The following is a 26020-nucleotide window of genomic DNA, read 5'->3' on the forward strand; positions in this document are numbered from 1 at the left end:
GATTATTGGAACCCTGAGCAACACGCGGCCAGCGACGATTTCTGCCAACCGCTGTAAGCAGGACTAACAACATGTACAAGCGATACCCGTCGGTGCAGTCCATGAGCGCGTTTATCCACGCCGCGCGCAGCGGCAGTTTCTCCAGTGCTGCGCGCAAGCTGGATCTGACCCACAGTGCGATCAGCCAGCAGATTCGTGCGCTGGAGGATTTCATCGGCCAGCCGCTGTTCGTGCGTGAAGGCGGCGGCAGCAACCTGACCGACGCCGGGCAGTTGTTTGCCAGTGTGTTGTCGGACGGTCTGGCGCAGATTGACCGGGCGATCTCTTCGGTTAAGAACCGCAGCGTCGCGCAACGGTTGACGCTTGATGTCGACAGCGAACTGGCGCAGAGCTGGCTCAATCCGCGCCTGCCGCAGTTGCTCGATGGGCTGCCGGATTACGAGGTGACGTTGCTGTCGATGCCGCGCAGTGATCGCAGCACGTTTGAGCGAGTCGATCTGGCGTTGCGCTATGGCTATGGCGATTGGGACGACTGCGAGATGACGCAGATTTGTGGCGATCGGGTGTTGGCGGTGGCTTCGCCGGATTTGCTGGAACGCTATGGGTTGCAGGTGCCGTTGAGCCCTGCGCAGATTTTGGAATTGCCGTTGTTGGGGTATACGCGAAGGTCGTGGATTCCGTGGCTGGATGCGGCCGGAATGACGCCGACCGAACCGCCGGCGCGGGTGATTTTTGATAATGCGGCCAACCTGATCGCCGCTGCCGAGGCGGGCGTTGGTGCGGGGTTGGTGCGTGGATTGCTGGCGGCTGATGCGTTGCGCAGTGGGCGGTTGGTGGCGTTGAACGAGGCGCAGATTGCGGCGCATTACAACCTCTACGCGGTGTGGCCGCATGGGCAGGCGGAGCGTGTGGCGCCGGTGGTTGAAGCAATCAAACTGTTGGCCCTGCGGACACTTGAAATCCAGCCCTCACCCTAGCCCTCTCCCAAAGGTAGAGGGGACTGATCGTGGGATATTGACGAATTACGCCGACTTGAGAGATCAGCTTTGAATCCATAATCGACTCGAACTTTCAGGTCGATGCATCGCGAAAAACACCTCGGTCGGCCCCCTCTCCCTCCGGGAGAGGGCTGGGGTGAGGGTAGCTCCTGATCTGCCCATATCGAACGCATATCACCACCCCGCCCAATTAATATTGTACGAACCCCTCCCCCCTTTCCAATACTCGCCCTCAGCAGCCACCCACCCGGGCCGGATGCGAACAGGCGAGGGAATGCGCGAGTCTTGCGCATAGAAACGGCCGATTGCCCGGGACGTGGATGCCGAGAGCCGCAAGGCTCCCTTCCCCGCTATCAGGAGATCGACTGCAATGATCATCGATATCAGCTGCTATCCCACCGATCTGGTGGACCTCGCCTGGAGGCATGACGGTGACCCGTTCACCGGCGAGCGTCTGCTGGAGATGATGGATGGCCCGTACATGGTCAACGGCAAGCCTCGCCGCATTGACAAAGCCTTCATCCAGCCGCCGCAAGGCAACACGATTTACACCTGGACCGACGGCGACCTGACCGGCCGTGAATCCATCGACGCCTACATGGCCTACACCCTGAAAATGGTGCAGACCTACCCGGATCGTTTCATCGGCTGCTTCGTCTACAACCCGCGCTGCGGCGTGGAAAACGGCGTCGAAGCGATCGAGCGCTACGTCAAGGAACATGGTTTCGGCATGGTGCAGATGCAGGCCAACATGCACGCCTACCGTCCTGACCGCGCACTCGACTGGGTGCGCCCGTGCTTCGAGAAATGCGCCGAGCTGGGCATTCCGGTCAAGTTGCACACCGGCGACGGCCCTTACAGCATCCCGTCGGAATGGGTGCCGATGATCAAGGAGTTCCCCAACGTCAATTTCATCATGGCCCACTTCGGCGTGCAGACCGGTGGCGTCTACGTGTTCGAACCGATGCAATGGGCGATGGAATTGCCCAACGTCTACTGCGAATCCGGCTGGTGCCTGCAATCGCGGATCGTCGAATTCGCCAAGGTCTTGCCGACGCACAAAATCCTCTTCGGCACCGACACACCGCCGAACGAACCGGGCATGTGGCTGCGCCTGCTCGAAGTGCTCTGCCACGAACCGCCGCAAGGCCTGAACCTCGACGAGGACACCCTCGAAGACTACTTGGGCAACAACACCGCGCGGATGATCGGCCTCGAACCGACCCCGCCACCCCGTTCCGTTTCCGAAGCAGAGGCGCAACTCAAGCGCCCCGTCACCACTCAACTGGCCAGGAGCTGAACCGATGATTATCGACACCCATCTGCACCCAACAAATCTGGTCGACGAGGCCTGGCGCCACACCGGCGAACCGTTCACCGGCGAGCGCATGCTCAAACTGATGGACGGCCCGTACATGATCAACGGCAAACCACGCCGCATCGACATGGGTTTCATCCAGCCGCCACCGGGCAACACCGGTTATCGCGACGGCAACCGCCGGGGCCGCGAAGGCGTGCGCGACTACATGTCGTACATCGCCGAACTGTGCATGAAGTACCCGGATCGCTTCATCGGCAACTTCAACTTCAACCCGCGCTGGGGACCGGAAAACGGTGCGGCGGAGCTGGAATTCCACATCAAGGAATACGGCTTCAAGATGCTCAAACTGCACGCCAACATGCACGGCTATCGCCCGGATCGCGCGCTCGACTGGCTGCGTCCGGCGATGAAGGTCTGCGCCAAGTACAACATCGTCGTGCTGATCCACACCGGCGACGGCCCGTACACGATTCCGACGATGTTCTACCCGATCATCCGCGAGTTCCCGATGGTCAATTTCATCATCGGTCACTTCGGTATCCAGACCGGCGGCAACTACTCGTTCGAAGCGTTCTGGATGGCGATGGACACGCCGAACGTGTACTGCGAATCGGGCTGGTGCTTCCAGTCGCGGATCGTCGAATTCGCCAAGGAACTGCCGCGCAACAAGATCGTGTTTGGCACGGACTCGCCGCCGAATGAGCCGGGGATGTGGCTGCGGGAACTGGAAGTGTTGTGCTCGCCGGCACCGCAGGGTTTGGGGATTGATGAGGATCATCTCGAAGACTACCTGGGCAACAACATCGCAAGGTTGTGCGGGATAGAACCGACGCCACCGCCGAAGGATCTGGCCGAGGCCGACATACGCCTGACCACCACGTATCTCTAGATAACGCAAATCCTTGGGGTAACAAGGAAACCCTGTGGCGAGGGGATTTATCCCCGCTCGGCTGCGCAGCAGTCGCAAAACCTGTGAATGAGGTTTTCCTGACACAGCGCAATTGCGGGATTTGGGGCCGCTTCGCAGCCCAACGGGGATAAATCCCCTCACCACAAAGGCCCTCGCCACAAGGGATCTGTGCACAGAGCACACAGCGACTTTACAGGCACGAAGATGACCCGGCGTTCGTTCGACCGGCAGGCCAACGGCTGGCCGCGCGAACGCCCTCTCACCCCTGCGTGCCTGCTTTTTACGAGGTGACACCATGACCCGTTCGACGCTCGGCGATTCTCAGGACTTTCACGTGTTCATCGACGCCTATCGCCGTGAGTACCCGGACGATGTGCTGACCGTCACTCAACCGATTTCTGCCGATCAGGACGTCACCGCCCTGGTCGATGCCCTCGCCGCCCAAGGCCGCGATCCGCTGCTGATCTGCGAAAACGTCGGCCACCTCGGCGTGCCGGTGGCGACCAATCTGTTCGCCTCCCGAATCCGCATCGCCCGGCTGTTCGGCGTAACGCCTGCGCAACTGCACGAAACCTTTCAAACCCGCGCCAACCAAGCCATCGCCCCGCGTTATGTGGAGAGCGGCCCGATCCTCGATGAAGTCTTCGAAGGCGAAGCGCTGGATCTGGCGCTGCTGCCGATGCTCAAGCATTTCGACAGCGATCGCGGCCCGTACATCACCAACGCGATCATCATCGCCGAAGACCCGCTGACCGGCATCGCCAACATGAGCTATCACCGCTCGATGCGCCACGCCCGCCAGGCCCTCGCCACCAGCCTGCATTCACGCGGCCACCTGTGGCGGATGCTGCAAACCGCCCGCGAACGCGGCGAAGAATTGCGTGTGGCCATGGTGGTTGGCGCGCATCCACTGTTCATGCTCGCCGCCGCTGCACGCTTGCCCTATGGCGCCGATGAACGCGCCGTCGCTAGCGGGCTGTTTGGTGCGCCGCTGGAGTTAGTGAAAACCCCGCGCTACGGCATCGGTGTACCAGCGTATGCCGAGTTTGTTCTGGAAGGCGCGATTGACCCGGCGGCCTATGCCGAGGAAGGCCCGTTCGGCGAGTTCAGCGGTTATTCCTCGGATCGCTCGACCAACAATGTGCTGCGCGTTGACACCCTGTTAAAGCGCAAAGACGCCTGGCTGGTCGACGTCATGGGTGGCCGCTACGCCGAGCATTTGACCCTCGCCCGCCTGCCGCGCGAAGCGGAGATGAGCGAAAAACTCAAGGCACGTTTCCCCGCTGTCACCGCTGTGCATTACCCGAATTCCGGCACGCATTTTCACTGCTACGTGGCGCTGGATCAGAGCCGCGACGGCGAGGCGCGGCAGATCATGCTGGCGTTGCTCGGCTGGGATCCGTACCTGAAAACCGTGATCGCGGTGGACAGCGATATCGACATCAGCGATGACAGCCAGGTGCTGTGGGCACTGGCCACACACTTCCAGCCGCATCTGGATATTTTCACCATCGATGGCTTGCCGGGCAGTCCGCTCGATCCTTCGTCGTCTGTCAACGGCACCACTTCGCGGATGGGCCTGGATGCGACTCGCGGTTCCGGGTTTGACGGGATCAAGGCGCAGCTGGATCAGGATGTACTGGAACGCGCGCGGGTTTTGCTCAAAGGACTGGAATCGTGAACCGGCAACGGATGGTGGTCGGCATCAGCGGCGCGTCCGGCTTCATCTACGGCGTGCGCTTGCTGCAATTGCTCGCCGAGCTGGACATCGAAAGCCACCTGATCATCAGTCGCGCTGCGCTGCTGACCATGGCCCACGAGACCGACTACAAACTCGCCGACGTCACCGCGCTGGCCAGTCATTACCACCGCGCCGATGACGTCGCCGCCGGGATTGCCAGCGGTTCGTTTCGCTGCCTCGGCATGGTGGTGGCGCCGTGTTCGATGAGGACGCTGGCGGAGATTGCCACTGGCACTTCTTCGGGGCTGATCGGACGCGCCGCCGACGTCACGCTCAAGGAGCGCCGCACGCTGGTGTTGATGGCCCGCGAAACCCCGCTGACCCTCGCCCACCTGCGCAACATGACCGCCGTCACCGAGATGGGCGGAATCATCGCCCCGCCGGTGCCCGCGTTCTACGCCCGCCCGGCGAATCTTGCACAAATGGTCGACCACAGCCTCGGCCGCGTGCTCGACCTGTTCGGCCTCGATGCCGGCGTCGCCAGCCGCTGGCAAGAACCTCAATCAGATCCATCACCTGACACAAATACCTGTGGTGAGGGGATTTATCCCCGACCGGCTGCGCAGCAGTCGTTGAGTCAGCAACCGCATTCAACCTGACACACCTCATTTGCAGTTTTGGGGCCGCTTCGCAGCCCAACGGGGATAAATCCCCTCGCCACAAGGGTTACACATCAAAAATTTAATGACCCCAAATTCAGTGTGCACCGGTCAATCAAAGGAGCCTCACCATGAACACTCCCTTCAACGCCCCAACCCGCAACACCAAAATCCCCGTGACCATCCTCACCGGTTTCCTCGGTGCCGGTAAAACCACCCTGCTCAACTACATCCTCAAGGAAAACCACGGCCGCAAAATCGCCGTGATCGAAAACGAATTCGGTGAAGTCGGCATCGACGGCGACCTCGTCCTCAGTTCCGAGACCGAAGAAATCTACGAGATGGTCAACGGCTGCGTGTGCTGCACCGCCGAGGTTCGCGAGGACTTGGTGCGCATCGTCCGCGAACTGGTCGCGCGCCCGGTTCGCCTCGATCACATCCTCATCGAAACCAGCGGCCTGGCCGATCCGTACCCGGTGGCGCAGAGCTTTTTCATCAATGACCCGATCGCCGATGAAGTCGAACTCGACGCCATCGTGACCATGGTCGACGCCAAGCACATCGCCCAGCACCTGGAGGATCTGCAACTCGACGGCGTCGACAATCAGGCGGTGGATCAGATCGTTTGCGCCGACCGGATCGTCATCAACAAAGTCGATCTGGTCAGCGCTGAAGAGGTTGAAACCTTGCGCGGCAAGATCCGTGGCTTGAATGCCACGGCAGATCTGGTGACCTCGACCCACGCGCAAATCGACCTGACGAAGATCCTCGGCATCGGCGCGTTTGAATGCACGCAGAAGCTCATGGAAATCGGCGCGGATCAGCACGATCACGATCACCACGACCATGAGCATGAGCATGAGCATGAGCATCACGCTGAGCACTCTATTGAAGAGCAGGACCACCAACACGACCCAAGCGTGTCATCGGTAGGCATCGCCGTGGACGGCGCGGTCAACCTGATGGCGTTCCATCGCTGGATCAGCGAGCTGCGCTCCTCCCAGGCCGACAACCTCTACCGCATGAAAGGTGTGCTCGCCGTGGCCAATGAAGACCAGCGCTATGTGCTGCAAGGCGTGCACAGCCTGGTGGAATTTCGCGCCTCGACCGCGTGGGGCACGGAGCCCCGCTCGAGCAAGATCGTGTTCATCGGCCGCGACCTGGATCGCGCGGCCCTGAACCAAGGCTTCGCCGCCTGCCTGGCAGGCTGAAACAAGGCATCGGAGCCGGTGGATGGCGGCTTCGCAGCACGAATGACTGATGTTCGCCACTTGGGGCTGCACAAGTCCCTGTGGGAGCGAGCTTGCTCGCGAAGAGGCCGTCACATTCAACCTCTCAGTTGACTGACATATCGCCTTCGCGAGCAAGCTCGCTCCCACAGGGTTCCACTGTGTTCTTGAGCTGATCGACATCAGACGAATACCCCTCTCTACCGCATAAAAACAGCCAGAGGTGTTTCCCCATGTCGTCAGCCACATCCCCATCAAAAACCGCATCCACCGTGCACCCCGTCGACCGCGTTTTGCCGGTGCGACAGATGCTCACCCTCGGCCTGCAACACATGGCCGTCTCGTACATCGGCGCCATCGCCGTGCCGTTGATTGTCGCCAGTGCGTTGAAAATGTCTCACGCCGACACGGTGGTGTTGATCAGTACCACGCTGTTCTGTTCCGGCATCGCCACCCTTCTGCAAACCGTCGGCTTCTGGAAATTCGGCGTGCGCCTGCCAATTCTGCAAGGCGTGGCGTTCAGCAGCGTTGGCCCGGTGATCGCCATCGGCAGCAACCCGGAGGTGGGGTTCGCCGGGGTCTGCGGGGCGGTGATCGGCGCGGGGATTTTCACCATGCTGATGGCGCCCTTCGTCGGTCGATTACGGCGGTTTTTTCCGCCCGTGGTCACCGGTTGCATCGTCACCGTGATCGGTTTACAGCTGTTCCCGATTGCCTACGAATGGGTCGGCGGCGGGCGCAACGCGAGCAACTTCGGCGCGCCGGCGTTCCTCGGTGTGGCGGTGGTGGTGTTGCTGACGATCCTGTTGGTCAACCGCTATGGCAGCCCGATGCTGCGCAACATGGCGGTGTTGATCGGGATGCTGGTTGGCGCCGGTCTGGCCTACGGTCTGGGCATGGGCAGTTTTCACAGCGTCGAAGATGCGCCGTGGCTGACCGTGCCCTACCCGTTCTACTTCGGCCTGCCAACCTTCAGCCTGATCCCCATCGCGACCATGGTGGTGGTGATGATCGTGCAGATGGTCGAGTCGATGGGGCTGTTCGTGGCCATCGGCGACATTGTCGAAAAACCGGTCGAGGACAAACAGGTCATCAACGGTCTGCGCGCCAATGGCCTGGCCAGCACCATCGCCGGGATGTTCGCCGCGTTTCCCTTTATCGCCTTCATGGAAAACGTCGGCCTGGTGATCCTCACCGGCGTGCGCAGCCGTTGGGTGGTCGCGGTCAGCGGTTTGCTGATGTGCTCGATTGCCTTGGTGCCAAAGGCCGGCGCGATCATCGCTTCGATGCCGACCGCCGCCCTCGGTGGCGCCGGCATTGCGATGTTCGGCGTGGTTGCGGCGGCGGGCATTCAGACCCTCGCCAAAGTCGATTACGAGCGCAATCGCTACAACGTGCTGATCGTCGGTTTCACCATCGCCGCCGCGCTGGTACCGGTGCTCGCCCCCACCTTGCTCAAACAACTCCCCGAGTGGTCGCAGCCGTTCCTGCACAGCAGCGTGGTTATCGCTTGCCTGGTGTCGGTGCTGCTCAACGCCGCGCTGAATGGCGTCAGCGTGCCGGAAACCACCGCCAGTAAATCCGCCTCGCACATCCTTTAGTTTGGAGCTGCCCATGACTCAACTTCAGAACATCCTGATCAAAAACCCGGTCGCGGTGATGACCGGCCTGCGCGGCCCTCGCGCGCGGGCCGGGGCCGTGGACATCCGCGTGGTCAACGGTCGCATCGCCGAAATGGCCGCGAACCTTGAACCACAACCCGGCGAACGGCTGATCGACGCGCGCAACTGCGTGGTCTATCCCGGCTGGATCAACACCCACCATCACCTGTTCCAGAACCTGCTCAAAGCCGTGCCCGAAGGCTTGAATCAGGATCTGCAAGGCTGGCTGGCCAGCGTGCCCTACCCGCGCCTGAACCGCTTTACCCCGCAACTGGCGCGGATTGCTGCACGACTGGGCATGGTCGAATTGCTGCTGTCCGGCGTCACCACCTGCGCCGATCACCATTACCTCTACCACGCTCACGGCAGCACCGAGACCGGCGACTTGCTGTTCGACATGGCCGATGAATTTGGCCTGCGTTTTGTGCTGTGCCGTGGCGGCGCGCTGGAATCGGCGAGCGCACATCCGGGCTTCTCGAAAACCGCGCTGCAACCGGAGAGCCTCGAGCAAATGGTCGGCGATATCGAGCGGCTGAAATCGCTGTATCACCAGGACACTCCAGACGCGATGCGCCGCGTGGTTGTCGCGCCAACCACGCCAACGTTCTCGCTGCCGCCAACGCTGTTACGTGAACTCGCCCACACCGCACGCGGCCTCGGTTTGCGTCTGCATACGCACCTGTCGGAAACGCAGAACTACGTGAACTTCTGCCGCGAAAAATACAACTGCCTGCCGGTGGAATTCGTCGCCGAACACGAATGGCTCGGCCCCGACGTTTGGTTCGCCCACGCCGTACACCTGCAACCGGGCGAAATCCGCATGCTCGCGCAGACCGGCACCGGCATCTCCCATTGCCCGGTGAGCAATGCGCGGCTGGGCAGCGGCGTCGCGCCAGTGCCGCAGATGTACGAGGCAGGTGTGCCGATTTCCCTGGGCGTGGATGGCGTAGCGTCGAATGAATCCGGGAGCATGGTCGGCGAAGCCAACACCGCGTGGCTGATCCACCGCGCCGAACAAGGCGCCTCGGCGACCACCGCTGAAGACGTCATTCACTGGGGCACGGCGGGTGGCGCACAGGTGTTGGGGCTCGGCGCGGTTGGCACTTTGGAAGTCGGGCAAGCGGCGGATCTGGTCGTCTACAGTCTCGATCACCCACGGTTCTACGGCTTCCACGACAGCGCCGTCGCGCCAGTGGTTGCGGGCGAACCGATCACGGTCAAATACAGCCTGGTCGGCGGCAGGATTGTGGTCGACAACGGCGTAATCCCCGGCCTGGACATCGAACGCATGCGCGCCGAAGCGTGGGAAGGCGTGCAGCAACTGATGAACGTCGACGACTGACCCTCGATCCCGTGTAGGAGCTGCCGAAGGCTGTGATCTTTTGATCTTGTCTTTAAAAAACAGAGTCAAAAGATCGCAGCCTTCGGCAGCTCCTACACGGGGTCGTCGTATTCGCGCCTTCCGGGTTTGTCGTCTAACGTTACTCCCTCATCGGACTGAGCCCCTGGGCTCTTGATCAAGGAGAGACTGATGACGTCGCGTCGCACGATCGAACAGACCTATCGCACCTGGTCCAGCCCCATTCTGCTGGAGCTGAAAAAGCGCGAACACCAAATGGCGCCGTTCGAGCGTCAGGCGCTGGAGAATGTGTTGGTGGAGAGGCGGTTGCTGGATATCGGTAATCCGCAGGGCAATGACCGCCGAACAAAAAACCTCACACTGGATTAATCGCGTAACCCAACTGCACGCATGAACGACTTGTAGGAGTGAGCCTGCTCGCGATGGCGGTACATCAGACAATATTGCAGTGTCTGACAGCCCGTTATCGCGAGCAGGCTCACTCCTACAAATTCCATATGCGTTTTCAGGATTTGCTACAGGGGGCCACTGAAAGGCTCAGCTTCAGAAGTTCTTTGCGTAACATCGATGGCTCGACAACAGCCATTCCAGAGCACCATCCAAACTGCATCAGCCTATTCAGCTTTTGTTGACTGAGTTCGGGTTCGACCAGCAAGCAACTTTTCCGGTCGCGGATGCTGATGACATTCAGCATCCAGTCATCGCCCTGCTCCGCCATCCATTGGCTGATCGCTGGCCGATGCTTTTGCAGCAACGCATCGGCATCCCACACGGTCATTTGTGCGAAGACTTGCGGCAGATTGCTTTCGGGTTTCAGGCGTTTCAGGTCGGTTGCCAAGGCATTGGCAAGGTCTGAATTGATGCTGGCCTGGCATTCGAGGAAGTATTTCTCGGGCCAGTCGGTCGCGAGTTTCGCCCGAAACGCGAGTTCGGCGTAGGCGTCGATGTCCGCTGCGGTGGTCATCTGGCTGGTGAAGTTCAGGGTGTTGTCGAGGATCGCGGTGGCCAACAGTGCGGCACTTTGTTCGCTGATTTTTGCTAGCAAGTCTGAGATCTGCCAACGCTGAAAGACCTGAGTTGCCGCAGCGCCGATCGGGCGGATGTCGGCGGCTGAACCGAGTTTCTTTGCCCAGTAATCTTCGTAACCTGGATGATGGTCGATGACTTCCACGACCTGATCGAGCATGACCAATGGATCGAAATGGTGATAGTCGGATACGTCGACCAAGATGAATTCGTCAGTCAGCAATGGTTCATGCGTTTGAAAGGCGCGACCCCAATCAAGCACGGTTTTCGAGACGCTGGCGTTGGGTTTTGCGCTGCTGACGGCGCGGGCGGGGATGCCTTGCAGATTGAGTAATTCGGCGTAGGCGATGCAGCAGGCGTAGGCGTCGATGTCCAGATAGGACGCGCCGGAGGTGATGATTTTCATGGGCGGCAACGTCGCACATTTTCATGACATTGGGGTGACAGAAAAAGATCGCAGCCTGCGGCAGCTCCTACACAGGGCTGCGATCTGTTGATGTTTACGCGGCGGCTTTACCTGCTGCCACCGCCGCTGAAGCCGCGAGCATCGCCCGCAACAACACCGCGCACCCGGCCGCCAGATCATCCGGCGCGGCGTTTTCGATTTCGTTGTGGCTGATCCCGCCTTCACACGGCACGAAAATCATTCCGGCAGGGCCAAGTTCGGCGAGGAAGATTGCGTCGTGGCCGGCGCCGCTGACGATGTCCATGTGCGACAGGCCCAAGCCCTTGGCCGCGCCGCGTACCGCTTCCACGCAGCCTGTTTCGAAGTACAGCGGCGGGAAGTCGGCGGTGGGGGTCAGTTCATAAGTCAGGCCATGTTCCTCACAAGTCGCTTCGATGACCTGCTTCACTTCAGCAATCATCGAATTCAGTCGCGCCGGTTCCAGATGACGGAAATCAAGGGTCATGCGCACTTCGCCGGGGATGACGTTGCGCGAGCCGGGATAGGCTTGCAGGCAGCCGACCGTGCCGCAGGCGTGCGGTTGATGGCCGAGGGCTGTGCGGTTGACGGCGCCGACGATGACCGAGGCGCCGACCAGTGCATCTTTGCGCAGGTGCATCGGGGTTGGGCCGGCGTGGGCCTCGACGCCGCGCAGTTTGAGGTCGAACCACTTCTGCCCCAGCGCACCGAGCACCACGCCTATGGTTTTCTGTTCGTCTTCAAGGATCGGGCCTTGTTCGATGTGTGCTTCGAAGTAGGCGCCGACTTTATGGCCGCTGACTTTGCGCGGGCCGGCGTAGCCGATCGCATTGAGTGCTTCGCCGACCGTGATGCCCTCGGCATCGACCTTGGCCAGCGTTTCTTCGAGGGTGAATTTTTCGGCGAACACGCCGGAGCCCATCATGCATGGCGCGAAGCGTGAGCCTTCTTCGTTGGTCCAGACCACCACTTCCAGCGGCGCTTCGGTTTCCACGCCGAGGTCGTTGAGTGTGCGCAGAACCTCGACGCCAGCGAGCACACCGAAGCAGCCGTCGAACTTGCCACCGGTGGGTTGCGTGTCGATGTGGCTGCCGGTCATCACTGGCGGCAGGTCGGGATTGCGCCCCGGGCGGCGGGCAAAAATGTTGCCGACGGCATCGACCGTGACGCTGCACCCGGCGTCCTTGCACCATTGCACGAACAGGTCGCGGGCCTGGCGGTCGAGGTCGGTCAGGGCCAGGCGACAGACCCCGCCCTTGACCGTGGCGCCGAGCTTGGCCAGCTCCATGAGCGAGGCCCAGAGGCGATCGCGGTTGATGTGCTGATGGGTTGATTGCAGAACGTCTACGGCTGCGTTCATGGGGATCTCCTCAGGCTGCTTTTCTTATGAGTTTCTTCAGATACATCTCTGCCGCAAGTGAGGCCGTCTTCGCGAGCAAGCTCGCTCCCACATTTGGAATGCGTACCCCTGTGGGAGCGAGCTTGCTCGCGAAGAGGCCTGCATTCACACCGCAGATTTCACTACTGACGGACTAGCACGCATCACGCACAACCCGTAATAAATAATCCCGCCCAACGCCGAGCCGGTGAACCAGCCATAGCTGTAAAACCAGCTGAACGCATCGCTACCCAGCGACAACAACGTCAGCACCACCGGCACACCAAACGCGAGAAACCCGGCCCGGTTCCACGCCGGATACACGTCATCGCGGTACAACCCGGCCAGGTCCAGTTGCTGTTTCTTGATCAGGAAATAGTCCACCACCATGATCCCGGCGATCGGCCCGAGCAGGCTCGAATAACCCAGCAACCAGTTGGAATACACGGTCTCCAGGCTCACATCGGAAACGATCAAACCGAGCTTTTTCAGCAGTTCATGTCCCATCAACAACAACCCGACCAACCCGGTCAGCAACACCGCTTTGGTGCGGTTGATCACCTTGGGCGCGATGTTCTGAAAATCATTGGTCGGCGAGACAATGTTCGCGGCGGTGTTGGTCGACAGTGTGGCGATGATGATCAATGCCATGGCCACCGCGACCCACACCGGGCTCTGGATATGGCCGATCAAAGTCACCGGATCAGACACCGTCACGCCGACCAGTTTCACCGACGCCGCGGTCATGATCACGCCCAGCGAGGCGAACAAAAACATGGTCAGTGGCAGGCCGAAAATCTGCCCGAGGATTTGATCTTTCTGGCTCTTGGCGTAACGACTGAAGTCCGGAATGTTCAACGACAACGTCGCCCAGAAACCCACCATTGCCGTCAGCCCGGCGGCGAAGTAACTCACCACGCTGGCGCCTTCCGGACGCTTCGGCGGGATCGCCAGCAGTTCGGTCATCGACACATTGGGCATCGCCCACACCAGCAAGCCGATGCCGACCGCCACCAGCAACGGCGCGGACAAGGTTTCCAACCACTTGATCGACTCGGCGCCGCGAATCACCACCCACAGGTTCAGCGCCCAGAACACCATGAAGCCGATCACCTCCCCCGTTCCGCCGAGGGATTTCCAGCCGTCGAAAATCGAGCCGAGAAACAGGTGAATCGCCAAACCGCCAAACATCGTCTGAATGCCGAACCAGCCGCACGCCACCAGCGCGCGAATCAAACAGGGCACGTTGGAGCCGAGAATGCCGAACGACGAGCGCAGTAACACGGGAAACGGAATGCCGTATTTGGTGCCGGGAAAGGCGTTCAGCGTCAGCGGAATCAACACGATGATATTGGCGAACAGAATCGCCAGCAGCGCTTCGCCCACACTCAAGCCGAAGTACGCCGTGAGCACGCCGCCGAGGGTGTAGGTCGGCACGCAGATCGACATGCCGACCCACAGCGCGGTGATGTGCCATTTGTTCCAGGTTCGTTCGCGCACCTTGGTCGGTGCCATATCGTGGTTGTAACGGGGACTGTCGAGGACGTCGCTGCCGGCTTCGAGTTCGAACAAGCCGTCGCGCTCGGTCACTTGAGATGTGTTCTGTTGCATGGCCGCTCCACTGTTCTTCTGATTATTTTTTTGCTCATCAGGCGGCTTGCACACAAGGCGCGAGCCGGACGATGGCCGGAGGAACTGACAACTTTCGTGCACCGGCCATGGTGTCAGCGGCGGCATCAATAAACGTGCCGGGTGAACCGCTTGGCGCTAGGGCCGTGCTTCAAACGTATTGCAACTTTCTGATATTTATCATTTTTAATTATTCACCTGATGAGTTCGCGGAAACTTGTCTGGGTGCTCAGGCTAAACACTTGGCAAGTTGTCCGAACAGACAGGACTCAAACTGGTGCACTGCATTTATTTTCATTGAGAACGTGCAACCGCAGCTCAACTTCAAGCGGCTGATTTCACATAGGAAATCTTGCTCATATTTCCATCCTGTCAAGTGCGTCAAAATGGTGAGCCGCCTCACCATTTTGGTGATTTACACTTTTTATCGTTATTTTTCATAGAGTTAAAACAGACATAAGCTTATAAAAAATATTCTTGCTCTATTGCAAATTCACGACTAGTTTCTATTCCTGACAGCTCTGACAGGAATACACCCTGCACTGCTGTACATCAATAAAACATTTAGAACCGGCACAAGTCGGTCATGCCTGCGAGGAACTCGGAATGTCTCTGTTGATCCGTGGCGCCACCGTTGTTACCCATGATGAAAGTTATCGCGCCGACGTCTATTGCGCCGACGGCGTGATCAAAGCCATCGGTGAAAACCTTGATATTCCCGCCGGCGCCGAAGTGCTCGACGGCAGCGGCCAATACCTGATGCCCGGCGGCATCGATCCGCACACGCACATGCAACTGCCGTTTATGGGCACCGTGGCCAGCGAGGATTTCTACAGCGGCACGGCGGCCGGTCTGGCCGGCGGCACAACGTCGATCATCGACTTCGTCATTCCCAATCCGCAGCAGTCGTTGATGGAAGCGTTTCATCAGTGGCGCGGCTGGGCGGAAAAGTCCGCGTCCGACTATGGCTTCCACGTCGCGATCACTTGGTGGAGCGAGCAGGTGCGCGAAGAGATGGCCGAACTGGTCAGCCATCACGGCATCAACAGCTTCAAACATTTCATGGCCTACAAGAACGCGATCATGGCCGCCGACGACACACTGGTGGCGAGTTTCGAGCGCTGCCTGGAACTCGGTGCGGTGCCGACCGTACACGCGGAAAACGGCGAACTGGTCTATCACCTGCAACGCAAGTTGATGGTGCAAGGCATCACCGGGCCGGAGGCGCATCCGCTGTCGCGGCCTTCGCAGGTTGAAGGGGAAGCGGCGAGCCGGGCGATTCGTATCGCTGAAACCATTGGCACGCCGTTGTATCTGGTGCACGTCTCGACCAAGGAAGCCCTCGACGAAATCACCTATGCGCGCAGCAAGGGTCAGCCGGTTTACGGCGAAGTGCTCGCTGGGCATTTGCTGCTCGACGATAGCGTCTACCAACACCCGGACTGGCAGACTGCTGCGGGTTACGTGATGAGCCCGCCGTTCCGTCCGCGCGGTCATCAAGAGGCGCTGTGGCACGGGCTGCAGAACGGTAATCTGCACACCACTGCGACGGATCATTGCTGTTTCTGTGCCGAGCAAAAAGCGGCGGGTCGTGATGACTTCAGCAAAATCCCTAACGGCACGGCGGGTATCGAAGATCGCATGGCGGTGCTTTGGGATGAGGGCGTTAATTCCGGTCGTTTATCGATGCAGGATTTCGTTGCGCTCACCTCAACCAACACCGCGAAAATCTTCAATCTTTATCCGCGTAAAGGTGCGATTCGCGTCGGTGCCGATGCCGACCTGGTGCTGTGGGATCCGCAAGGCACGCGCACCATTTCCGCCAAGACCCACCATCAGCAGGTGGATTTCAACATCTTCGAAGGCAAGACCGTGCGCGGCGTGCCGAGCCATACCGTCAGCCAGGGTCGATTGGTCTGGGCCGATGGCGACCTGCGCGCCGAGCGCGGCGCCGGCCGGTACATCGAACGGCCGGCGTATCCGGCGGTGTTTGATTTGCTGAGTAAGCGGGCTGAGCAACATAAGCCAGTTGCTGTGAAACGCTGACATCGAGGTCTTCGGCCTTCGCGAGCAAGCCCGCTCCCACATTTGAAATGCATTCCCCTGTAGGAGCTGCCGAAGGCTGCGATCTTTTGATCTTGTTTTTTAAGATCAAGATCAACAAATCGCAGCCTTCGGCAGCGCCTACACGGGGATTTGGCCAATGCCCGATAGAGGCAGTTACCGTGAGGCACACAACCGTGATCGAGACCCTGAACCATCTCCCCCACCCGCACGAAAGCGCGGCCGCCCTCGCCGGGCATTTCACTGATCTGGCGCCGCCGCTCAACGCTCGGCAGGCACATCTGGAAGCCTCGCGCTGCCTGTATTGCTACGACGCGCCGTGCGTGAATGCGTGCCCGAGCGAGATCGATATCCCCTCGTTCATCCGCAATATCCATCAAGACAACGTCCCCGGCGCCGCGCAGAAAATCCTCTCGGCAAACATCCTCGGCGGCAGTTGTGCACGCGTTTGCCCGACTGAAATCCTCTGCCAGCAAGCCTGCGTGCGCAACAACGCCCACGAATGCGCGCCGGTGCTGATCGGCCTGCTGCAACGCTACGCCGTCGACAACGCACACTTCACTGAACACCCATTCCAGCGCGCGGCAGCCACCGGTAAACGCATCGCCGTGGTGGGTGCCGGGCCGGCCGGTTTGTCCTGCGCGCATCGCAGCGCCATGCACGGTCATGACGTGGTGATTTTCGAAGCGCGGGAGAAGGCTGGCGGGCTCAATGAGTACGGGATCGCCAAGTACAAACTGGTCGACGATTACGCGCAAAAGGAGCTGGATTTCCTCCTGCAAATCGGCGGCATCGAAATCCGTCACGGGCAGAAACTCGGTGAGAATCTAACCCTCAGCGAGCTGCATCATCAGTTCGACGCGGTGTTCCTCGGCCTCGGTCTCAACGCCAGCAAGCAACTCGGCCTGGCCCACGAAGATGCGCCGGGCCTGCTCGCCGCCACCGATTACATCCGCGAACTGCGTCAGGCCGATGACCTGACGCAACTGCCACTGGCCGAACGCTGCATCGTCCTCGGCGCCGGCAACACCGCGATCGACATGGCCGTGCAAATGGCTCGCCTCGGCGCTCGCGATGTGAATCTGGTGTATCGCCGTGGCGCGGCGGACATGGGCGCCACTGGCCATGAACAAGACATCGCCAAGGCCAATCAGGTGCGTCTGCTGACCTGGGCACAACCGGAAGAAGTGCTGCTCGACGATCAAGGCAACGTGCGCGGCATGCGTTTCGCTCGCACCGATCTGGTCGAAGGACGCCTGCAAACCACCGGTGAAACCTTCGAACTGGCCGCCGACGCAATCTTCAAAGCCATCGGCCAGTCCTTCGACAGCAGCGCCCTCGCCGACCCGCTCGCCCGTGAACTCAAGCGCCAGGGTGAACGCATTCAAGTCGACGAAAACCTGCGCACCAGCATTCCCGGCGTGTATGCCGGCGGCGACTGCACCAGCCTCGATCAAGACCTCACCGTGCAAGCCGTGCAGCACGGCAAACTCGCCGCCGAGGCGATCAACGCTCAACTGATGCTCAACGTGGAGGCTGCGTAAATGGCCGATCTCTCGATAGTCTTCGCCGGCATCAAAGCACCGAACCCGTTCTGGCTGGCCTCCGCGCCACCGACCGACAAAGCCTACAACGTGGTGCGCGCGTTCGAAGCAGGCTGGGGTGGCGTGGTCTGGAAAACCCTTGGCGAGGATCCGGCGGCGGTCAACGTTTCGTCGCGTTACTCGGCGCATTACGGCAACAACCGCGAAGTGCTCGGCATCAATAACATCGAGCTGATCACCGACCGCTCGCTGGAAATCAACCTGCGGGAAATCACTCAGGTGAAGAAGGATTGGCCGGATCGCGCAATCATCGTTTCGCTGATGGTGCCGTGCGTTGAAGAGTCGTGGAAACACATTCTGCCGCTGGTTGAGGCCACGGGCGCTGACGGCATCGAACTGAATTTCGGTTGCCCGCACGGCATGCCAGAGCGCGGTATGGGCGCAGCGGTCGGTCAGGTGCCGGAGTACGTCGAGCAGGTTACGCGCTGGTGCAAGACTTATTGCTCGCTGCCGGTGATCGTCAAACTGACGCCGAACATCACCGACATCCGCGTCGCCGCCCGCGCCGCCCATCGCGGTGGCGCCGATGCTGTGTCGCTGATCAACACCATCAACTCGATCACCAGCGTCGATCTGGAGCACATGGTCGCCCTGCCCACCGTCGGCAGCAAAAGCACCCACGGCGGTTATTGCGGTTCGGCGGTGAAGCCGATCGCGCTGAACATGGTCGCGGAAATTGCCCGTGATCCTGAGACGCAGGGCTTGCCGATCTGCGGGATTGGCGGCATTGGCAGTTGGCGCGATGCCGCAGAATTCATGGCGCTGGGCAGTGGCGCGGTGCAAGTGTGCACGGCGGCGATGCTGCATGGTTTCCGCATTGTTGAGGAGATGAAGGACGGCTTGTCGCGGTGGATGGACAGTCAGGGTTACGCCAGCATCAGTGAGTTTTCCGGGCGCGCGGTGGGCAATACCACGGACTGGAAATACCTCGATATCAACTATCAGGTGATCGCCAGGATTGATCAGGAAGCGTGCATTGGTTGCGGGCGTTGCCACATTGCCTGCGAGGACACTTCACATCAGGCGATTGGCAGCCTGCGCCAGGCGGACGGGACGCATAAATATGAAGTGATTGATGATGAGTGTGTGGGCTGCAATTTGTGCCAGATCACTTGTCCGGTGGCGGACTGTATCGAGATGGTGCCGATGGATTCAGGCAAGCCGTTTCTGGACTGGAATCATGATCCGCGCAATCCCTACCACGTTGCAGTTTGACTGATCGTTCCCACGCTCTGCGTGGGAATGCAGCCCGGGACGCTCTGCGTCCCATTGGAACGCGGAGCGTCCCGAGAGGCATTCCCACGCAGAGCGTGGGAACGATCATGCATTTCCCTGTGGGAGCGAGCCTGCTCGCGAAGAGGCCAGCCCGGTCGCCACAAGACTCAAGGTTCCAAGCCAATCCCGCGCAAGATCACACTCGTCACCGTCTGCACCGCTCGCTCAAACTGCATGTCCGACAACGGCTGGTGATCATTCAAAATATTCACCTGATGATCAAAGTCGGCATAGTGCTGCGTCGACGCCCAAATCATATAAAGCAAACTCGAAGGCTCCACCGGCAAAATCCGCTTGTCCTCGACCCACTGCCGAATCTTCGCTTCCTTCATTTTCGCCCAGTCATACAGGCTGACATCCAGCGCCTCGCCCAGCGTCGGCGCGCCATGGATGATTTCATTCGCCCAAACCTTCGAACCGTACGGCCGGCTGCGCGAGTGGTTCATCTTCGCGCGAATATAACTGCTGAGCACCACGCGCGGATCGTCGAACATCTCGAAGCACAGCGCGTCCTGCTTCCACACTTCCAGCAGATCAAACAGCACCGCGCTGTACAGCTCGCTCTTGGTGCTGAAGTAATAATGCAGATTGGAACGCGGCAGTTGCACTTCGGCGGCGATGTCGGCCATCGCGGTGCTGCCGAAACCTTTTTCGGCGAAGACTTTTTCCGCCGCCAGCAGGATTTTCTCGACGTTATTGCGGCGAATTTCGATCTTGTGATTGCCCATGTGGGCTCCCTGACAACAGCGTTGTTGAAGACTAGCATCCGCTCAGGCACGCGGGCGACAGATGAAAACGAAACTTCGTACAGACGCGCCCGGACGGGGTTGAGTAAACTGGCCGTTCTTCGATTCTGCCTCAGAGGTATCCGCGATGCTGTTCAAGAATGTCCTGACCACCACTGCCCTGCTCGCCTCGCTGTTCGCTGCGTCTTCGGTATTTGCCCACGCCCATTTGAAAAGCCAGACCCCGGCCGCTGACAGCACCGTCGCCGCCCCGGCTGATTTGCGCCTGACCTTTTCCGAAGGTGTCGAAGCCACGTTCACCAAAGTCACCGTGACCAAGGACGGCGCGCTGGTTGCGGTCAAACCGCTGACCACCGAAGGCGACAAGAAAACCCTGATCATCACCCCGGCTGCTCCGCTGACCGCCGGTGAATACAAAGTCGAATGGCACGCAGTGTCGGTCGACACGCACAAAAGCGAAGGCGCCTATCAGTTCAAGGTTGGCCAGTAATTCATGAGCGAGGCGCTGGTGCTGTGCCGCTTTCTGCATTTCACCGTGGTGTTGATGCTGTTCGGCGCCTGGCTATTCAGGCCGTTGCTGCTCAAGGGTGAAGCGCTGGAACTGGATCGGCACCTGACGCGACTCGCCCGTTGGCTGGCCGCGGTTGCGCTGGTCAGCGGGATTGCCTGGGCGTTGCTGATTACCGCGAGCATGGCCGGTTCGGCTGCGGCGGCGTTTGATCCAGACACGATTGCGCTGGTGCTGGGCAATACGTTTTTTGGTCAGGTGTGGCGCTGGCACCTGCTGATCAACGCGGTGCTGCTGGCGTTGCTGTTCACTCCGTGGCGTTCAAGCATGCCGTTGCGCCTGGGTTTGAGCGGGTTGTTGCTGGCGACGCTGGCACCGGTCGGACACGGCGCGATGCTCGATGGTCTGAGCGGGCAGCTGCTGATTCTCAATCAGATCGTTCATCTGACCTGTGTGGCCGCGTGGCTGGGTGGGTTGTTGCTGCTGGTGATGATCCTGCGTCAGCCGAGTGAGCTTCGTGGTGTTTTGCAGCGTTTCAGCGGCGTTGGTTATTGGCTGGTGGCGGGGTTGCTGATCACCGGATTGATCAACGTCCGTGTGCTGACCGGCCAGTGGTGGCCGACGCCGTTGTTCAGCGGGTTTGCGCTGATTCTGTTGATCAAGGCGATGATTGTGCTAGGCATGCTCGGTTTGGCGTTGTTCAACCGCTTGCGCATGGAAGATTGCGAACAGCGGATCGGCACGCTCAAACGCAGTGTGATGCTTGAATGGCTGCTCGGCATTGGCGCCGTAGCCGCCGTCTCACTACTCGGCACCCTGCCCCCGATGATCACGGCTTGAAAAGAAAAAGATCGCAGCCTTCGGCAGCTCCTACAGATTATCCATGTAGGAGCTGCCGAAGGCTGCGATCTTTTGATCTTAATGGGGTTGGGTGTTGCCGGCGGCGGTATCGATACTAACCACCACCGACATCCCCGGCCTTAGCCGTTCCTCTTCCTGCTGATCCGGATCAATCGTGATCCGCACCGGCACCCGCTGGGCAATCTTCACAAAATTACCCGTCGCATTGTCCGCTTGCAGCAAGGCGAATTCAGACCCCGTGCCCGGCGAAATATGCTGCACATGCCCGGTGAATTTACGGTGGTTCAGCGCATCGACGGTGAAACGCACCGGTTGCCCGACCCGCACGTTGTCCATCTGGGTTTCCTTCATGTTGGCGATCACCCATTTCTGGTTCGGCACCAACGCCATCAACTGCGCCCCGGAGTTGACGTAAGCGCCGAGACGCACGCCAATCTGCCCCAACTGCCCGTCACGCGGCGCGACAATGCGCGTGTTCGACAAATCGATCCGCGCCAGTTGCACCGCCGCTTCCGCGCTGGCCACCGACGCCTCCAGCGAACCACGATTGACGATCACCGTCTGCAAATCCTGACGGGCGATTTCGACATTGGCCTTGGCCTGCGCCACCGCGGCAATGCTTTGCGCATTGGCTGCGAGCGCCACGTCCATTTCACGTTTCGACACTGAGCCGTCGCTCACCAGTTCCTTGTTACGCCGCAAATCCGCCTCGCTTTTGCGCAACTGCGCTTCGCTGTCGGCCTGCACCGCTTGGCGCAACTTGATCGTCGCCTCGGCGCTGTTGCGTTGCTGCACGACGTTGGCCAACGCGGCTTTCTGCACCGCCAGTTGCGCCAGCGATTGATCGAGACGCTGCTGATAGATGCGATCATCCAAGCGCACCAGCAAATCACCGGCCTTCACATACTGAAAATCCTGCACCGGCACTTCATAGACATAACCGGCGAGTTGCGGGCCGATGATCGTCACCTGCCCGCGAATCAAAGCATTTTCAGTGGTCTCGACCGCGCTGCTGAACGGCGGCAATTGCCAGGCATACAACACGATCAACACGCCGACGATGGCGATCGCGGCAAAGCCCAGCGACGAAATAATCCGCACCCGCAGCGAGCGTGGCTCAGTATTTGGCGATGACGGCGGCGCCACACCTTCGGGCGTGGCGGCAATGGCGTTGGTGGTTGTGGTGGTCGGTTCGGTCATGAAGAAGTGGCACCGCTCGAAGGTGTGGATGGCGCAGGGGCGACGGCTTTAGTGGTGCTCATCAGCCACAGCGCACGAATGGACAGCCAGATCATGGTCAGCACCGCGATCACGGCGATCAGCATGAACACGTCGTTGTAGGCCAGCACGTTGGCCTCTCGGGTCGCGGCGTTGGCCAGGCTACGAATGCCCGCAAGGTTGCGCAGGCTCGGGTCGGCCAATAGCGAGCCATACGCCGAGCCGCCACTCTGCACGCGCGCGGCCACCAAAGGGTCAGACAGCGTCAGGTGCTCAACGATGTGACTGGAATGAAATTTTTCCCGGACGATCTGAAAGGTGCCCAGAAGCGCCGCGCCGATTAAACCGCCGAGGTTATTACAGATCCCGAACAGCACGGAAAAACTCACCAGGTTGCGCGGATTGGTCAACACGTTGCGCGTGCCGAGCACCATGGTCGGGCCGAGGAAAAACGTGCTGCCGAAGGCCAACAGGAACTGACTGAAATAGAGGTTTTCCGGGCGGGTCAGGTTGTTGGAAGAACTGTCCATCACCGCCCCGGTGGCCATCAGACCCAGCGAGATGATCAATGGCATCAGCAGGTGTTTGGGGTCGATCGTCAGCGCGCTGGTCAACAACCCCGCGACGCTGCCAATCAGCATTACCACGTACAGGCTGTGCAATTGCTCATAGCCCATGTTCAGGTTCTGCATGAACCCCACCGCACCGGTGGACTGCTCGGAGGTGACCATTCGAATCAAGGTCACCGCCAACGCCAGACGAATCATCGTCCCGCTGCCGAGCCAACGGGTCATCAGCATCGGGTTGCTGCGATTATGTTCGATGGCCAGACCGGTGATGATCAGCGCAATCGACGACGCGAGGGCGACGCCGATCCAGTCGGCCTCCAGCCACCAGTCGATCCGCCCCAACGACAACACCGCGCACAGCAATGCGACGCCACTGGCGAGAATGGCGAAGGTCAAGAAGTCGAGTTTTTCGAAAGTTTTGAAGCGGTCGCCGGGCGGCAACTTGAGCATCAAAACGCAGCCCAGCGACAGCAACGCCATGCCCAATTCGAACAGGTACAAGCCGCGCCATTCGGCCATTTGCAGCAAGTCTTCGGAGAATAATCGCGCCAGCGGCAAGGCTAACTGCGACGTGCCGAGGCCGAGCACCAGCGCCTTCATTCGCCACTTCGCCGGGAACGCCTGCACCATGTAATACAGGCCCAGAGAGCTCAGCGCGGCGCCGACCATGCCGTGCGCCGCCCGCACCGCGACTGCGGAATTGAGGTCGTTGACGAACAAGTGGCCGAAGGTCACCAGCGCGTACAACACGAGGAATACTTCGGTGAACGCACGCAAACCGAACTGCTGGCGAAACTTCACCAGCAACAGGTTCATCGACACGTTGGTCATTACATACGCGGCCGGCAGCCAGGCCATTTCCGCCGTTGTGGCGCCGAGCGCGCCTTGCAGATAAGGCAGGTTGGCGACCACCAGCGAGTTGCCCAAACCACCGGTCAGCGCCACCAGCAAACCGACCAGCGCATAGGCCAGGCGCTTGGGGTTGGAGTGCAGCGGCGTCGAAGGGGAACCGGGCAGACTGGGCTTCTCGTGCGGCTGCCAGTTGCGCGGGGCGTATTGATCCATTGAAAAGCCTTGTGCTGAAGGTGGATGAAGTTTGCCGCAAATTCACCGGCAACACACATCTCATGGACAACACAGATCCCTGTAGGAGCTGTCGAGTGAAACGAGGCTGCGATCTTTTGATCCTTTGTTCCAAAGCCAGATAAAAAGATCGCAGCGTGCCGCAGCTCCTACAAGTGATCAGAGTGCTGCCGGGAGTCATCGTATAACTTGCTGTTGACATTCCCGCAAAACATAGGAAATATCCGCAACCATGTTGTACGACGACGTATGACAAATAATAAAAACAACAATGAAACAGGGAGCGTCACAGTGAGCACACTCGTCCGCAATTCCGCCCGCCCTTCCCGCTTTTCCGTTATTCGCCCGCGATCTACTCTAAGCCTGATCGGTTGCAGCAGCCTCGCCTTCGCCATGCCCATGAGCGCCGACGCTGAAGGCTTTCTGGAAGACAGCAAAGCCACGCTGAACCTGCGTAACGCCTACTTCAACCGCAATTTCGTCAACCCGGCCAACCCACAAGGCAAGGCTGAAGAGTGGACGCAAAGCTTCATCCTCGACGCCAAATCCGGTTTCACCCAAGGCACCGTCGGTTTCGGCCTCGACGTGCTCGGGTTGTACTCTCAGAAGCTTGATGGCGGCAAAGGCACCGGCGGCACGCAGCTGTTGCCGATCCACGATGACGGGCGTCCGGCGGACAACTTTGGCCGGCTCGGCGTGGCGATGAAAGCCAAGGTGTCGAAGACCGAATTGAAGGTCGGTGAATGGATGCCGGTACTGCCGATCCTGCGCTCCGACGATGGCCGCTCCCTGCCGCAAACCTTTCGTGGCGGGCAGATCACGTCCACTGAGATCAACGGCCTGACGGTCTACGGCGGCCAGTTCCGCGGCAACAGCCCACGCAACGACGCAAGCATGGAAGACATGTCGATGAACGGCCGGGGCGCTTTCACCTCCGATCGTTTCAACTTCGGCGGTGGCGAATACAGCTTCAATGACAAGCGAACCCTGGTCGGCGTGTGGTACGCCGAACTCAGCGACATCTACCAGCAGCAGTACTTCAACCTCAGCCACAGCCAGCCCGTGGGCGACTGGACGCTCGGCGCCAACCTCGGCTTCTTCACGGGCAAGGAAGACGGCAGCGCCCAGGCGGGCGAACTCGACAACAAGACCGCGTTCGCCATGCTCTCGGCCAGATACGGCGGCAGCACCTTTTATGTCGGCCTGCAGAAACTCGGCGGCGACGATGCGTGGATGCGGGTCAACGGCACCAGCGGCGGCACCCTGGCCAACGACAGTTACAACGCCAGTTACGACAATGCCAAGGAGCGCTCGTGGCAGTTGCGCCATGACTACAACTTTGTCGTTCTGGGCATCCCCGGCCTGACCATGATGAACCGCTATATCAGCGGCGATAACGTCCACACCGGCTTGATCACTGACGGCAAGGAATGGGGCCGCGAGTCGGAACTGGCCTACACCGTACAGAGCGGCCCGCTGAAAAACCTCAACGTGAGATGGCGCAACGCGACCATTCGCAGGGACTTCAGCACCAATGAGTTCGATGAGAACCGGGTGTTTATCAGTTATCCGATTTCGTTGTTGTAAGCCAGTCGCCACACCGAGTCTCCCTGTGGGAGCGAGCTTGCTCGCGAATGCGTCGGGTCAGTCAGTTCATATTTCAATGACGCACCGCTTTCGCGAGCAAGCTCGCTCCCACAAGGGGATTGCATTGCAACCAAGGAATCGTGGTGATCGAAAAGTGAATCAGCCCCTTCCGTCATATACACCAAAAGTCGCGTTGACAAGATCCGGAAACCCTACCGATACTCCAACG

21 protein-coding genes are annotated in these 26020 nt (G+C 60.0%); 15 read left to right on the plus strand and 6 right to left on the minus strand.

The features are described 5' to 3' along the window. Window positions 1-71: 71 nt before the first annotated feature. The 9 genes from AD669_RS15735 to AD669_RS15775 all read left to right on the plus strand — a co-directional run bounded on the left by AD669_RS15735 (window position 72) and on the right by AD669_RS15775 (window position 10188). A complete protein-coding gene (locus AD669_RS15735) occupies window positions 72-977 on the plus strand; it encodes a LysR substrate-binding domain-containing protein (protein ID WP_053121378.1) in 906 nt (301 codons plus the stop codon). 391 nt (window positions 978-1368) lie between these two features. After that, complete coding sequence (locus AD669_RS15740; RefSeq protein WP_008081962.1) at window positions 1369-2298, plus strand: amidohydrolase family protein; 930 nt, start codon at window positions 1369-1371, stop codon at window positions 2296-2298. A gap of 4 nt (window positions 2299-2302) precedes the next feature. Continuing rightward, complete coding sequence (locus tag AD669_RS15745; protein WP_008081961.1) at window positions 2303-3208, plus strand: amidohydrolase family protein; 906 nt, start codon at window positions 2303-2305, stop codon at window positions 3206-3208. Window positions 3209-3524: 316 nt separating this feature from the next. Beyond that, window positions 3525-4910 carry a UbiD family decarboxylase gene (locus AD669_RS15750; protein ID WP_053121379.1) on the plus strand — a complete coding sequence of 462 codons (1386 nt, stop codon included), beginning with the start codon at window positions 3525-3527 and terminating at the stop codon, window positions 4908-4910. Between the two features lie 11 nt (window positions 4911-4921). Continuing rightward, on the plus strand, window positions 4922-5569 hold the full coding sequence (locus AD669_RS15755) for a UbiX family flavin prenyltransferase (protein WP_256218867.1): 648 nt from the start codon (window positions 4922-4924) through the stop codon (window positions 5567-5569). Between the two features lie 131 nt (window positions 5570-5700). Then, the gene (locus AD669_RS15760) at window positions 5701-6780 is read left to right on the plus strand and encodes a GTP-binding protein (RefSeq protein ID WP_053121384.1); all 1080 of its coding nucleotides are present in this window, start codon (window positions 5701-5703) and stop codon (window positions 6778-6780) included. A 251-nt stretch (window positions 6781-7031) separates the two neighbouring features. Beyond that, on the plus strand, window positions 7032-8399 hold the full coding sequence (locus tag AD669_RS15765; RefSeq protein ID WP_053121387.1) for a nucleobase:cation symporter-2 family protein: 1368 nt from the start codon (window positions 7032-7034) through the stop codon (window positions 8397-8399). Window positions 8400-8412: 13 nt separating this feature from the next. Beyond that, window positions 8413-9801, plus strand: a complete 1389-nt coding sequence (locus AD669_RS15770; protein ID WP_053121389.1) for an amidohydrolase family protein — start codon at window positions 8413-8415, stop codon at window positions 9799-9801. 189 nt (window positions 9802-9990) lie between these two features. Continuing rightward, on the plus strand, window positions 9991-10188 hold the full coding sequence (locus AD669_RS15775; RefSeq protein ID WP_053121391.1) for a hypothetical protein: 198 nt from the start codon (window positions 9991-9993) through the stop codon (window positions 10186-10188). Window positions 10189-10324: 136 nt separating this feature from the next. Here AD669_RS15775 and AD669_RS15780 read toward each other — a convergent pair whose 3' ends face one another. The 3 genes from AD669_RS15780 to AD669_RS15790 all read right to left on the minus strand — a co-directional run bounded on the left by AD669_RS15780 (window position 10325) and on the right by AD669_RS15790 (window position 14258). Continuing rightward, complete coding sequence (locus tag AD669_RS15780; RefSeq protein ID WP_053121393.1) at window positions 10325-11251, minus strand: DHH family phosphoesterase; 927 nt, start codon at window positions 11249-11251, stop codon at window positions 10325-10327. 94 nt (window positions 11252-11345) lie between these two features. Beyond that, window positions 11346-12629 carry a Zn-dependent hydrolase gene (locus AD669_RS15785; RefSeq protein WP_053121396.1) on the minus strand — a complete coding sequence of 428 codons (1284 nt, stop codon included), beginning with the start codon at window positions 12627-12629 and terminating at the stop codon, window positions 11346-11348. A 144-nt stretch (window positions 12630-12773) separates the two neighbouring features. Beyond that, complete coding sequence (locus AD669_RS15790) at window positions 12774-14258, minus strand: NCS1 family nucleobase:cation symporter-1 (RefSeq protein WP_053121398.1); 1485 nt, start codon at window positions 14256-14258, stop codon at window positions 12774-12776. A 624-nt stretch (window positions 14259-14882) separates the two neighbouring features. Between AD669_RS15790 and hydA the strand changes: the two genes are divergently transcribed. The 3 genes from hydA (at window position 14883) to preA (ending at window position 19159) form a co-directional block, all read left to right on the plus strand. Next, entirely contained in the window at window positions 14883-16322 is a 1440-nt protein-coding gene (gene hydA, locus AD669_RS15795) for a dihydropyrimidinase (protein ID WP_053121400.1), read from the plus strand. Window positions 16323-16516: 194 nt separating this feature from the next. Next, on the plus strand, window positions 16517-17884 hold the full coding sequence (locus tag AD669_RS15800; RefSeq protein WP_053121402.1) for an NAD(P)-dependent oxidoreductase: 1368 nt from the start codon (window positions 16517-16519) through the stop codon (window positions 17882-17884). Continuing rightward, window positions 17885-19159 (plus strand): NAD-dependent dihydropyrimidine dehydrogenase subunit PreA, encoded by a 1275-nt coding sequence (preA, locus tag AD669_RS15805; RefSeq protein WP_053121404.1) that lies wholly within the window; start codon window positions 17885-17887, stop codon window positions 19157-19159. A 167-nt stretch (window positions 19160-19326) separates the two neighbouring features. On the opposite strand, the gene AD669_RS15810 is transcribed toward preA, so the two are convergent. Continuing rightward, the gene (locus AD669_RS15810) at window positions 19327-19947 is read right to left on the minus strand and encodes a TetR/AcrR family transcriptional regulator (protein ID WP_053121406.1); all 621 of its coding nucleotides are present in this window, start codon (window positions 19945-19947) and stop codon (window positions 19327-19329) included. A 145-nt stretch (window positions 19948-20092) separates the two neighbouring features. On the opposite strand from AD669_RS15810, the gene copC reads away from it, so the two are divergent. Together copC and copD are read left to right on the plus strand one after the other, a co-directional pair. Further along, complete coding sequence (copC, locus tag AD669_RS15815) at window positions 20093-20455, plus strand: copper homeostasis periplasmic binding protein CopC (RefSeq protein WP_053121409.1); 363 nt, start codon at window positions 20093-20095, stop codon at window positions 20453-20455. A 3-nt stretch (window positions 20456-20458) separates the two neighbouring features. Then, a complete protein-coding gene (gene copD / locus AD669_RS15820) occupies window positions 20459-21313 on the plus strand; it encodes a copper homeostasis membrane protein CopD (protein WP_053121411.1) in 855 nt (284 codons plus the stop codon). A 78-nt stretch (window positions 21314-21391) separates the two neighbouring features. On the opposite strand, the gene AD669_RS15825 is transcribed toward copD, so the two are convergent. Together AD669_RS15825 and AD669_RS15830 are read right to left on the minus strand one after the other, a co-directional pair. Next, on the minus strand, window positions 21392-22534 hold the full coding sequence (locus AD669_RS15825) for an HlyD family secretion protein (RefSeq protein ID WP_053121414.1): 1143 nt from the start codon (window positions 22532-22534) through the stop codon (window positions 21392-21394). Next, window positions 22531-24186 carry an MFS transporter gene (locus tag AD669_RS15830; protein ID WP_053121416.1) on the minus strand — a complete coding sequence of 552 codons (1656 nt, stop codon included), beginning with the start codon at window positions 24184-24186 and terminating at the stop codon, window positions 22531-22533. Before AD669_RS15830 ends, AD669_RS15825 begins: the two co-directional genes overlap by 4 nt. Before the next feature lie 309 nt (window positions 24187-24495). Between AD669_RS15830 and AD669_RS15835 the strand changes: the two genes are divergently transcribed. Beyond that, window positions 24496-25791, plus strand: coding sequence for an OprD family porin (locus AD669_RS15835; protein WP_053121418.1), 1296 nt, complete (start codon window positions 24496-24498; stop codon window positions 25789-25791). The last annotated feature ends 229 nt before the right edge of the window (window positions 25792-26020 follow it).

The sequence above is a fragment of the Pseudomonas sp. P1.31 genome (assembly GCF_001269815.1).
Lineage (GTDB): Bacteria > Pseudomonadota > Gammaproteobacteria > Pseudomonadales > Pseudomonadaceae > Aquipseudomonas > Aquipseudomonas rustica.

Bases quoted from the DNA above. Each gene is read 5' to 3' on its own strand.
- preA (WP_053121404.1), top strand. From the start codon at position 17,885: ATGGCCGATCTCTCGATAGTCTTCGCCGGCATCAAAGCACCGAACCCG.
- AD669_RS15750 (WP_053121379.1), top strand. From the start codon at position 3,525: ATGACCCGTTCGACGCTCGGCGATTCTCAGGACTTTCACGTGTTCATC.
- AD669_RS15755 (WP_256218867.1), top strand. From the start codon at position 4,922: ATGGTGGTCGGCATCAGCGGCGCGTCCGGCTTCATCTACGGCGTGCGC.
- AD669_RS15775 (WP_053121391.1), top strand. From the start codon at position 9,991: ATGACGTCGCGTCGCACGATCGAACAGACCTATCGCACCTGGTCCAGC.
- AD669_RS15830 (WP_053121416.1), bottom strand. From the start codon at position 24,186: ATGGATCAATACGCCCCGCGCAACTGGCAGCCGCACGAGAAGCCCAGT.
- AD669_RS15765 (WP_053121387.1), top strand. From the start codon at position 7,032: ATGTCGTCAGCCACATCCCCATCAAAAACCGCATCCACCGTGCACCCC.
- AD669_RS15785 (WP_053121396.1), bottom strand. From the start codon at position 12,629: ATGAACGCAGCCGTAGACGTTCTGCAATCAACCCATCAGCACATCAAC.
- AD669_RS15735 (WP_053121378.1), top strand. From the start codon at position 72: ATGTACAAGCGATACCCGTCGGTGCAGTCCATGAGCGCGTTTATCCAC.
- hydA (WP_053121400.1), top strand. From the start codon at position 14,883: ATGTCTCTGTTGATCCGTGGCGCCACCGTTGTTACCCATGATGAAAGT.
- AD669_RS15825 (WP_053121414.1), bottom strand. From the start codon at position 22,534: ATGACCGAACCGACCACCACAACCACCAACGCCATTGCCGCCACGCCC.
- AD669_RS15810 (WP_053121406.1), bottom strand. From the start codon at position 19,947: ATGGGCAATCACAAGATCGAAATTCGCCGCAATAACGTCGAGAAAATC.
- AD669_RS15780 (WP_053121393.1), bottom strand. From the start codon at position 11,251: ATGAAAATCATCACCTCCGGCGCGTCCTATCTGGACATCGACGCCTAC.
- AD669_RS15790 (WP_053121398.1), bottom strand. From the start codon at position 14,258: ATGCAACAGAACACATCTCAAGTGACCGAGCGCGACGGCTTGTTCGAA.
- AD669_RS15745 (WP_008081961.1), top strand. From the start codon at position 2,303: ATGATTATCGACACCCATCTGCACCCAACAAATCTGGTCGACGAGGCC.
- AD669_RS15770 (WP_053121389.1), top strand. From the start codon at position 8,413: ATGACTCAACTTCAGAACATCCTGATCAAAAACCCGGTCGCGGTGATG.
- copC (WP_053121409.1), top strand. From the start codon at position 20,093: ATGCTGTTCAAGAATGTCCTGACCACCACTGCCCTGCTCGCCTCGCTG.
- copD (WP_053121411.1), top strand. From the start codon at position 20,459: ATGAGCGAGGCGCTGGTGCTGTGCCGCTTTCTGCATTTCACCGTGGTG.
- AD669_RS15760 (WP_053121384.1), top strand. From the start codon at position 5,701: ATGAACACTCCCTTCAACGCCCCAACCCGCAACACCAAAATCCCCGTG.
- AD669_RS15740 (WP_008081962.1), top strand. From the start codon at position 1,369: ATGATCATCGATATCAGCTGCTATCCCACCGATCTGGTGGACCTCGCC.